Below are 10,383 nucleotides of genomic sequence, written 5' to 3'. Positions count from 1 at the left end.
TCGATCGGCACGAACGCCGCCCCCGCCCTCCACACCGCGAGGATCGCCACCACCGCGTCCAGCCCGCGCGGCAGACACACACCCACCAACGACTCCGCACCCACACCCCGGCCCACCAGACAGTGGGCAAGCCGGTTCACGCGCGCGTCCAGCTCAGCGAACGACACTTCCTCGCCGTCCGCCACGACCGCCACCGCATCCGGCGTACGCCCCACCTGCGCGGCGAACAGCTCCGGCACCAACGCCGAACCCAGCTCCGCCGCCGAGTCGTTCCACTCCACCAACACCCGACCGCACTCGGCCTCACCCAGCACATCGACCGAGTTCAGCGGCGTGTCCGGTCCCCCGTCGAGGGCCGCCTCCAGTGCCGCCGCGAGGTGGGCGACGGCGACGTGCATCAGCTCGGCGACCGCCTGCGGAACGATCGGGGCGATGGCGTCGATCGTCACGTCGAGCGTGTCCCCGTCGTCGGTCACGGCGACGGACAGTGGGTAGTTGGTCCGGTCGTGCTCGTAGACCATGCGGATGCCGCCGGCCATGCCCTCCGGGCCGTCGCCCCTACCGGTCTCCGCACCTCGTGTGCCCTGGCTGTGGCGGTAGTTGAAGAAGGAGGTGAACAGCGGGCTGTTGCCGGGCACGCCGCTGGCGCGCTGCGCGACCGCCAGGGGGGCGTGCTCGTGCTCGAGCAGCTCGGCGAGCTGGCCGCGCATCACCGACACGGCCTCCAGGGCGCCGAGTCGGCCGGTGCGCAGGCGGACGGGGAGGGTGTTCATGAACGGGCCGAGGACGCGGTCGGAGCCGGCGCCGGCGTTCATCCGGCCGAAGAGGACGGTACCGAAGACCACGTCGGTTCGGCCGGAGACCGCCGCGAGGACCCGCGCCCAGGCGACGTGCAGGACGGACGCCGGAGTGACGCCGATCCGCCGGGAGGTCTCCCGGATCCGGTCGGTGAGGTCCTGCGGCAGGGTGAGCGCGTCGCGGACCACACCGCTGCCGTCGCCGCGCGCGGCGACCAGGCCGTACGGCGCGGTCGGCTCGTCCACGTCCCCGAGCAGCTCGCCGAAGTAGCGCTCGTGTTCGGACTCGTCGACGGCGCCGCGCGCCTGGGCCACGAAGTTGCGGAACGGGAGCGGCTCGGAGAGTTCATCGCCGCGCCCGGTGAGGAAGGCGCGCACCTCCGCCAGCAGGACCTCCTTCGCGGTGTGGTCCTGCACCATGTGGTGCATCCGGATCAGGGCGAGCCACCGGTCGCCGGCTCCGCCCTGCGGCACCTGGCCCACGTGCAGGCCGATCAGCGGGGCCCGGCTGAGGTCCATCGGCGTGCTGCCGACCGCCACCAGCTCGGCGATCGGGTCGTCCCCGCCAGGTGTGAGGGCGACCTCCGCCACCTGGAGTTCCGCCCGGCGCCACACGACCTGGACCGGTTCGCGCAGGCCGTCCCAGACGATGCCGGTGCGCAGGACGTCGTGCCGGTCGACCACCCGCTGCAGGGCGTCCAGGAAGCGGTCCAGGAGCTCGCGCGAGTCGAACTCCAGCACCGTGGGAAGGGCGTAGGCGTCCTCGCCGGCGCCGGCGAGCAGGTGATGGAAGAGAAGGCCCTCCTGCAGCGGGGCGAGGGGATAGACGTCCGCGATGTTCGCGGCGCCGCCCTCCACCGTCGCCGTGATCCGCTCGAGCTCCTCGGCGGTGACGTCGACCAGCGGGAGCATCTCCGGCGTGATGGCGGTCGCGGCCGTCAGGATCAGGTTCTCGGGCACCGTGACCTGGGTGGCGCCGTCGGACACGGCGAGCCCTGCCGGGGTCGGGCTCTCGAAGAGCGCACGCACGGAGACGGGGACGCCGCGGGCACGCAGCCGCTCGACGAGCCGGACGGCGAGCAGGGAGTGGCCGCCGAGGGCGAAGAAGTCGTCGTCGGCACCGACCCGCTCCTGGCCCAGGACCTCGGCGAACTCCTCGCACAGGACCTGCTCCTGGCGGTTCGCCGGGGGGCGTCCGGCACCGACGGCGAACTCGGGGGCCGGCAGCGCCGTGCGATCGAGCTTGCCGTTGACGGTCAGCGGCAGGGTGTCCAGCGGGACGACCGCCGCCGGGACCATGTACTGCGGCAGTCGCGATGCGACGAACTCGCGCACGGCGGAGCCGAGTCGGGCCTGGTCGGCGGTGGCCTCCGCCGGGACGACGTACGCGACGAGGCGGACGTCGCCGGGGGTGTCCTCGCGGGGGACGACGGCGGCCCGGGCGACGCCGGGGTGCTCGGCGACCACGGCCTGCACCTCGCCGGGCTCGATCCGGAAGCCGCGTATCTTGACCTGCTCGTCCGCGCGGCCGGCGAAGACCAGCCGGCCGTCCTCCGTCCAGCGCACCCTGTCGCCGGTGCGGTAGAAACGCTCGCCGGGCGCGTACGGGGAGGCGACGAACCGCTCCGCGGTCAGATCCGCGCGGCCGACATAGCCGCGGGCCAGCTGCGCCCCTCCGATGTAGAGCTCACCGGTGACGCCGGGCGCGACCGGCTGGAGGTCGCGGTCCAGGACGTACATCCGGGTGTTGGCCACGGGCCCGCCGAAGGGCACCGCGCCGGTGCCGTCCGGGTCGACCCGCCCGACGGCCGTGATCACGGCCGCCTCGGTCGGCCCGTAGGCGTGGACGAGCCGCCGGCCGCGGGCCCAGGCCCGGGCGAGGGCGGGATCGATGCCCTCGGAGCCGACGACCATGGCGCCGACCCCGGCCAGGTCCTCCGGTTCCAGGACGGCGAGCAGCGAAGGCACGAGGCTGGCGGAGCGGACGCCGGCCGACTGCACGAGGGCGCGCAGGAGGGCGGGTTCGGAGCGCTCGGTCGCGCTCGCCACGACGAGGGTGCCACCGTGGGCGAGGGTGACCGCGACGTCCAGGACGGAGGCGTCGAAGTTGAACGAGGCGAACTGGAGGACCGGGACGCCCGGGCGCACCTCCATCAGGGGTCCGAACACCGATACCAGGTTGGCCAGGGCGGCGTGGGCGGTGGCGACGCCCTTCGGCCGGCCGGTCGATCCGGAGGTGTAGATGACGTAGGCCAGTCCGGCGGGGGTGAGCGGGCTGTGCGGGGCGGTGGCGGGCAGGGCGGCCAGCTCCGCGGCCTCCTGCGGGTCGTCGAGCCACAGCACCCGGTCTGCGTGGAGTTCGGCGGCGACGCCGTCGGCCGCGGCCCGGGTGCTGAGCACCACCCGGGCGCCGCTGTCGTCGAGGATGTACGTCAGGCGGTCGACCGGGTGCTCGGGGTCGAGGGGCACATAGGCGCCGCCGGTCTTCCAGACGGCGAGGACAGCCGTGACGATGTCCACGCCGCGCGGCAGGCACAGGCCGACCACCGACTCGGCGCCCACGCCGAGAGCGGCCAGCCGGTGGGCGAGCCGGTTGGCGCGGGCGTCGAGTTCGGCGTAGTTGACCTCGGTGCCCTCGTGGACCACCGCGACGGCGTCCGGGGTCCGCTCGACGTGCTGGGCGAACAGTTCGGGCAGGAGGCCCGGCCCGACCTCGGCCGCGGTGTCGTTCCACGCGGTCAGCAGCCGGTCGCGCTCGTCCGCGGCGAGGACGTCGACGGTGTCGATCGGGGCCTGGGGCCGGGCGGTCAGTTGTTCGAGGACGCGGGCCAGCCGCTCGGCGATACGGACGGCGGACGCGGCCTCGAAGAGGTCCGCGTTGACGATGACCGAGCCGCGCAGGCCGGCCGGGGCGCCAGTCTCGTCGAAGGTCTCCTCGGCGACGACCTCCAGGTCGAACTTGGCGACCGTGCCGACCGGTCCGGCGGCCGTGGCCGGCTCCGCGGCGGGCTCCTCGGTCCGTGCGCCACCGAGGTCGGCCTCGGCGCGGGCGAGGTTCTCCACGCTGAGCATGACCTGGAACAGGGGGTGGCGGGCCAGTGAGCGGGTCGGGGCGAGTTCCTCGACGAGCTTCTCGAAGGGGACGTCCTGGTGCTCGAAGGCCGACAGGTCCGTCTCGCGCACCCGGGCGAGGAGTTCGGTGTAGGTCGGGTCACCGGAGACGTCGGTGCGCAACACGAGGCTGTTGATGAAGAAACCGACCAGGTCGCGCAGGCCGACGTCGGTACGGCCGGCCACGGCTGTGCCGATCGGCACGTCGGTCCCGGCGCCGAGCTTGGACAGCAGCACGGCGAGCGCGGCCTGCAGTGCCATGAAGGCGGTCACGCCCTCGGCCCGCGCCAGCTCCACCAGCCGGGCGTGCGTCTCGGCGGGGATGTCCAGCGGGGTGCTGTGGCCGCGGTAGGAGGCCACCGGGGGCCGGGTGTGGTCGTAGGGGAGCTCCAGCTCCTCCGGGGCGCCGCCCAACGTGTTCTGCCAGTAAGCGATCTGACGGTGCATCAAACCGGCCGGGTCGGCCGGGTCGCCGAGCAGTTCGCGCTGCCAGAGGGTGTAGTCCGCGTACTGGACCGGCAGCGGCTCCCAGTCGGGCGCCCGGCCCTCGCGACGGGCCGCGTAGGCGGCGGAGACGTCGTCGGCCAGCGGGCGCAGCGAGTAGCCGTCGCCGGCGATGTGGTGCACTACCACGGCCAGCACGTGCTCCGCCGGGGCGGTGGTGAACAGCCAGGCACGGATCGGGAGTTCGGCGGACAGGTCGAAGGCGGTCGCGGCCGCGTCGGCCAGCGCGCGGTCGCGTTCGGCCCGCGCCGCGGACGGCTCGGCACCGGACAGGTCGACCCGCTCGAGGGCCCAGTCCAGCTCCTCGATGGCGTGGATGTGCTGGTAGGGCTCGCCGTCGGCCACGGTGAAGGTGGTCCGCAGGACCTCGTGCCGTTCCAGGAGGTCGCGCAGGGCCGCGGCGAGAGCGTCCTGGTCGAGTTCACCGGCCAACGGCAGGGCGAGGGGAATGTTGTAGTGCGCGCTCGGCCCCTCCACCTGGTGGATGAACCACAACCGGCGCTGCGCGTATGACAACGGAATCATCAGGACCCCTCCTGCTTACGTCCTCGCCGTGACGTCGGCCGAGGCTGACTGGTGATCTCCGGCCGTTCTCCCGGCCTTGCGGCCGGCACCGCCGACAGCGTCGGTGGGCACGGCTGTGAGGACCGCACGGAATTCCTCCGCCCGGTCCGGCCTGTCACAACCGCTCGTGCTTGGGCCCTCGGTCGATTCCGGTTGCCGACAGCGCCGTGTCGACACCGATTCCGGCCCGGCAAAAGCCCCCCGATTCATGTTCTGGTCGTACGGGGCCACCGCGACTTCCCCGGCAGTCACTATGGCCCACGGCCCAGCGGATGATCAATGTTCGGCCCACGTGCCCGGAAACCGGCACGGGCAGCATGAGAATCGGCTGGGAGGGGTGTTCAAAAGCGGCTGTTCAACTGGCCTCGCCGGGCCAGTTGAACAGTGCAGAAAATCGGCCTGCCCGAATTCTTGACAAACGGACAGGCCGAGGTTTTTCCATGCGAGAACAGAGGAAAAGCGCGGGCCGTAATTGGCCCGCGCCTGGGAGAGAATCAGGTCCAGCGCCGCTCACTGGTCCCGGCGGTTCGCCGAGAAGGTCGTCAGCGCCGCGGAAACCAGCGCCCAGACAGCGAGAACGATGCAGGCGCCCCCCACCGTCCACGGCCACTGCTCCCCGGCGTCCTGTTCGCGACCGATGCGGCCCCAGGCCTGCAGGACCGTCATGTGCAGGAGGCTCGCGGTGAGGCGACTGTGGTCGTTCAGCAGCGTGGGAAGGACGAAGAGCAGGGCGGTGGTGGCCACGATGGTGATGACGGCGTGCCGGACCAGCGCGGCCACTCCCATGCCCACGAGGGCGGAGACCGGGGCGAGCAGCGTGGAGGCCAGGAGCAGGCGCGGGATCCCGGTGTGCCCGAGGCCCACGGCGATGTCCTGACCGGACAGGACGGCCTGGGCGACACCGTACGAGAGGAACGCCGCGAGCGCACCGAAGCCGGTCGTGGCGACGGTGACCACCGCCACCTTCGCGGCCATCACCGAACCACGGGCGGGAACGGCCGTGAAGGTCGTCCGGATCATGCCGGTGGTGTACTCACCGAGGACCGCGATGGCACCGATCGCACCGGCACCGAGCATCAGCATCGTCGCGGAGCCGGTCGGGAACGAGTCGGGCGCCAACCCGAGCATCCGGAACAGCGCCCGCCGCTGCTCGTCGGCCTCGGCGTACTGCCGGGCGTCTCCCCTGGCGTTGGCGCTGGTGCTCGTGAGCACCATCGCCGCCGTGGCGACGAAGGCCCACAGGGTCGACCGCAGTGACCACAGCTTGATCCACTCGGCGGCGAAGAGGTCAATGAAGCGGGCCCTGGGCTCCACCGGCGGCACGCTTACCGCGGTCTGGTCCGTAGTCGTCGGCGCGGTCACTCGGTCTCTCCTTCAAGGTACTCGACACTGTCGGCGGCCCGTTCCAGGAACGCCGCCTCCAGCGGGACGTGCCCCGGCGGGCAGCTCGGCCCGCCGGGCAGAGGGCCGGCGGCGGCGCCGATCACTGGTCCCGGTGGTGGGCGGTGAGGATGGCCAGCCCGGCGGCGACCAGCGACCAGACGGCGAGCACGATGTAGGCACCCTCCATCGTCCACGGCCACATCTCCCCCACGGCCTGGTTGTAGCCGATGCGCCGCCAGGCCTGCAGGATCGTCATGTGCAGGAGGCTCGCGCCGAAGTGACTCTGGCCGTTGATCACCGAGGGAATGACGAAGAGGAGGGCGATCGTGACCACGATGGTCAGTACGCTGTGCCGGATCAGCGCGGCCAGCCCCATGCCCACGAGAGCGGCCACCGGAGCGAGCGCCGCGGAGGCGATGAGCAGGCGCACGATCCCGGGGTGCCCGAAACCCACGCCGGCGTCCTGGCCGGACAGCACGGTCTGAGCCGCACCGAACGAGAGCAGTGCCGCGACCACTCCGAGGGCGGTCGCCGCGGCGATGGTCACCGCCGCCTTCGCGGCCATCACCGAACGGCGGGCCGGTACGGCCGTGAAGGTCGTCCGGATCATGCCGGTGGTGTACTCACCGAGGACCGTGATGGCACCGATGGCACCGGTGCCCACGATCAGCATGGTGGCGGCGCCGGTGTTGAAGGAGGCGCTCACCGTCCCGAACGCCCGGAAGTACGCCTGGCCCTTCTCATCGTTACCGGTGTAGTGCTGCGCGTCGGCGAAGGCGCCGGTGACGGTGATAATGAGGATGAGCGCCAGCGTGCCGGCGAAGGCCCAGGGGATCGAGCGCAGTGACCACAGCTTGATCCACTCGGAGGCGAGCAGATCACTGAAACGGGCCTCGGGCTCTCGTGGCCGCTCGTCGGACTCCGGGGTCGTCTTCGACGTCGTCTGCGCGGTCACTTGGTCTCTCCTGCGACGTACTCGACGCTGTCGGCGGTCAGTTCCATGAACGCCTCCTCCAGCGAGCTGGTGTGATTTGTCAACTCGTGCACCAGAATGCGGTTCTGGAACGCGATCTCGGCGATCCGGTCCGCGTCCAGCCCTACCACCCTGAGCCTCCCGTCGGGTTCGCGCTCCACCTCCGCGCCCTCGTCGTTGAGCAGCGGCAGGAGCGCCTCCGGGTCCGGCGTACGGACCGACACGCTCCGGCGGGCCCCACGGGCCGCGAACTGCGCCACGCTCTCCACGGCGATCAGCTCCCCCCGGCCGAGGACGACGAGCTGGTCGGCGGTGTGCTCCATCTCCGACATCAGGTGACTGGAGACGAAGACCGTGCGCCCCTCGGCGGCCAGGCGGCGGAACAGACCGCGTACCCAGTGCACGCCCTCCGGGTCGAGCCCGTTGAGCGGTTCGTCGAAGAGCAGCACCGGCGGGTCGCCGAGCAGCGCGGTGGCGATGCCGAGGCGCTGGCGCATGCCGAGGGAGAAGCCACCGATCCGGCGGTTCGCCGCGTCCGCGATGCCGACCTCCCGCAGCACCTCCTCCACCCGGCTGCGCGGGATCCTGTTGCTGCGGGCCAGCGCCCGCAGGTGGGCCCGGGCGGTGCGCCCGCCGTGCACGTCACCGGCGTCCAGCAGGGCGCCGACGTGCCGCATTCCACGGGGCAACGAGCGGAACGGACGGCCGTCGATCGTGACGGTCCCGCTGGTGGGGGTGTGCAGGCCGAGCATCAACCGCAAAGTGGTGCTCTTGCCGGCCCCGTTGGGGCCGAGGAACCCGGTCACCTGACCGGGATGCACAGTGAAGCTCAGGTTGTTGACCGCCAGCTTCTTGCCGTAGCGCTTCGTCATCTCGTGGACTTCGATCATGCGGCCCATCCTGCTGCCGGCGCGGTGTTCCGCACATCGCACCTGTGGTGACACTTGCCCGCTCCCGGGTGTCAGCCACGGTCGTACACCCGTGGTCCGATGCCCCGTTCGGGACGCCTGGCTACTCTCGGCATATGTACGCCACGCTGATTCTCCCGCTGCTCAAACGCGTGCCGCCCGGCGCCTGGACAGCCCTCACCTGGCTGGTGGTCACCCTCTACCCCACGTTGCTCGTCGGGCGGAGCGGTGCCGCCGCCTGGTTCAACGGCGCCGCGATGGGCAACCGTTCGGGTGCGACGAGCCGGGACTGGGCCATGGTGGGCGCGGCGGCACTGGTGGCGCTCGCGGGCAGCGCACTGCTGGCGCGCCGGCCGTTGGCCGGTCACGCCCTGCTGATCGCCGCCTCGGTGAGCGTGACGAAGGGCTGGTCGTCCGGTTCTCAGTTCCCGCCGCTGCAGTTCCTCTCGGCGGACATCGCCCTGCTCGTGATCACGGCCACCCGGCCCCGGCGGACCGCGCGCATCGCGGCGGGCATGCTGATCGGCGTCCTGCTCGCGCACATCCTCATCGTTCCGGGCGCCGACACCGGCGACGCCCAGGGAGCGGTGCTGCTGGCCGTCATCGCCCTGCTGATCGGCCACTCGATGCGCCAGGCCCGCGAACACGCCAAGGAGCTCAGCGTCCAGGCGGCCGCCCGGGCGGTCACCGCCGAGCGGCTGCGGATCGCCCGGGAACTCCACGACATGGTCGCGCACACCATCGGCATCGTGGCCCTGCAGTCCGGCGCCGCCCGCCGGGTCATCGAGACCCAGCCGGACCAGGCACGCACCGCGCTGGGCGAGATCGAGACCGCGAGCCGGGAGACGCTGGCCGGGCTGCGCCGGATGCTCGGCGTCCTCCGGCAGCCGAAGCCCGGCTCGGAAGCCGAGCCGGCCCCGCTGGAGCCGGGCCCCGGTCTGGCCAACGTCGACCGGCTGGCGGCGACCACGGCAGCCGCCGGCGTCACGGTCGACGTGCGGTGGAGCGGCGAGCGGCGGCGTCTTCCCCCCGAGGTCGACATGTCGGCCTTCCGGATCGTCCAGGAGGCGGTCACCAACGTGGTGCGCCACGCCGACACCAAGGCTTGCCGGGTGTCCATCGACTGCCAGGATTCGGAGCTGTTCATCGAGGTCGTCAACCAGGGCCGTCGGCACGCCCGCAGTGGCACCGCCGGGTCCGGTTTCGGGCTCGTGGGCATGCGCGAGCGGGTCGACCTGTTGCGCGGCGAGCTCTCCGCCGAACCGCTTCCCGAGGGCGGCTTCCGGGTGGCCGCCCGTCTTCCCGTCCCGGAGGCGGTCCGATGACGATCCGCGTACTGCTGGCCGACGACCAGCAGCTGATCCGCACCGCCCTGCAGCTGGTGATGGCCGACACCCCCGATCTGGAGGTGGTCGGCCAGGCCGGCGACGGCGCCGAGGCGGTGGAACTGACCGCCGCCCTGGAGCCCGACGTCGTGGTGATGGACATCCGGATGCCCGGCATGGACGGCATCGAGGCCACCCAGAAGATCACCGCCGGCCCCGGCAAGGCCCAGATCCTGGTCCTCACCACCTTCGACGACGACGACTACGTCTACGGCGCACTGCAGGCCGGCGCCGCCGGCTTCCTGGTCAAGGACATGGGCCTGGACGAGATCCTGGCCGCTGTGCGGGTGGTCGCCGACGGCGACGCTCTGATCGCCCCCAGCGTCACCCGCCGGCTGATCAAGGAGTTCGCCGGCCGCCCGACCGGCGCAAAGCCTCGGCGGACGCTCACCGGCATCACCCACCGCGAGCGCGAGGTGCTCACCCTGGTCGCCCAGGGGATGTCCAACACCGAGCTGGCCGAGCAACTGGTGATCAGCGTCGCCACCGCCAAGACCTACGTCACTCGGCTGCTGGCCAAGCTGAACGCCCGCGACCGGGTCCAGCTGGTGATCATGGCTTACGAGGCCGGCCTGGTGACCCCGTAGCCACGGCCGGGTACACGGGCCGGTGCCCGCGTGCCCCGACCCGATCCGCCGTCGCCGGCCGGCGGCCGCGTCCGCTTCCACGGACCGCGGCAGCCCGCCGGCGGCGGTGACCCGGGCCCCGCCACCCCGGCGCGGGCGGGGAGGGGCGCGGGCACAGAGGGCGCCCCCGGG

At 72.3% G+C, this 10,383-nt stretch carries 6 protein-coding genes; 2 read left to right on the top strand and 4 right to left on the bottom strand.

Annotation, left to right across the window (positions count from 1 at the left end; genetic code table 11):
- The 4 genes from ABT300_RS37195 to ABT300_RS37180 all read right to left on the bottom strand — a co-directional run.
- Window positions 1–4,937 (bottom strand): non-ribosomal peptide synthetase (locus ABT300_RS37195; RefSeq protein WP_351685631.1); only part of this gene is annotated, 4,937 nt, incomplete at its 3' end.
- A 549-nt stretch (window positions 4,938–5,486) separates the two neighbouring features.
- A complete protein-coding gene (locus tag ABT300_RS37190; RefSeq protein WP_351685629.1) occupies window positions 5,487–6,338 on the bottom strand; it encodes an ABC transporter permease in 852 nt (283 codons plus the stop codon).
- A gap of 121 nt (window positions 6,339–6,459) precedes the next feature.
- Window positions 6,460–7,314: an ABC transporter permease gene (locus ABT300_RS37185; protein WP_351685627.1), complete on the bottom strand. Its 855-nt coding sequence runs from the start codon at window positions 7,312–7,314 to the stop codon at window positions 6,460–6,462.
- On the bottom strand, window positions 7,311–8,222 hold the full coding sequence (locus tag ABT300_RS37180; RefSeq protein ID WP_351685625.1) for an ABC transporter ATP-binding protein: 912 nt from the start codon (window positions 8,220–8,222) through the stop codon (window positions 7,311–7,313). Before ABT300_RS37180 ends, ABT300_RS37185 begins: the two co-directional genes overlap by 4 nt.
- A 134-nt stretch (window positions 8,223–8,356) precedes the next feature.
- Here ABT300_RS37180 and ABT300_RS37175 point away from each other — a divergent pair, with 134 nt between their 5' ends.
- Together ABT300_RS37175 and ABT300_RS37170 are read left to right on the top strand one after the other, a co-directional pair.
- On the top strand, window positions 8,357–9,565 hold the full coding sequence (locus tag ABT300_RS37175) for a sensor histidine kinase (RefSeq protein ID WP_351685623.1): 1,209 nt from the start codon (window positions 8,357–8,359) through the stop codon (window positions 9,563–9,565).
- A complete protein-coding gene (locus ABT300_RS37170) occupies window positions 9,562–10,212 on the top strand; it encodes a response regulator transcription factor (protein WP_351685620.1) in 651 nt (216 codons plus the stop codon). The genes ABT300_RS37175 and ABT300_RS37170 overlap by 4 nt, the downstream gene beginning before the upstream one ends.
- The last annotated feature ends 171 nt before the right edge of the window (window positions 10,213–10,383 follow it).

Source organism: Streptomyces sp. NPDC001027 (assembly GCF_040299045.1).
Taxonomy (GTDB): Bacteria; Actinomycetota; Actinomycetes; order Streptomycetales; family Streptomycetaceae; genus Streptomyces.
This window is presented reverse-complemented; position numbering and strand designations above follow the sequence as displayed.

Bases quoted from the DNA above. Each gene is read 5' to 3' on its own strand.
- ABT300_RS37175 (WP_351685623.1), top strand. From the start codon at position 8,357: ATGTACGCCACGCTGATTCTCCCGCTGCTCAAACGCGTGCCGCCCGGC.
- ABT300_RS37180 (WP_351685625.1), bottom strand. From the start codon at position 8,222: ATGATCGAAGTCCACGAGATGACGAAGCGCTACGGCAAGAAGCTGGCG.
- ABT300_RS37170 (WP_351685620.1), top strand. From the start codon at position 9,562: ATGACGATCCGCGTACTGCTGGCCGACGACCAGCAGCTGATCCGCACC.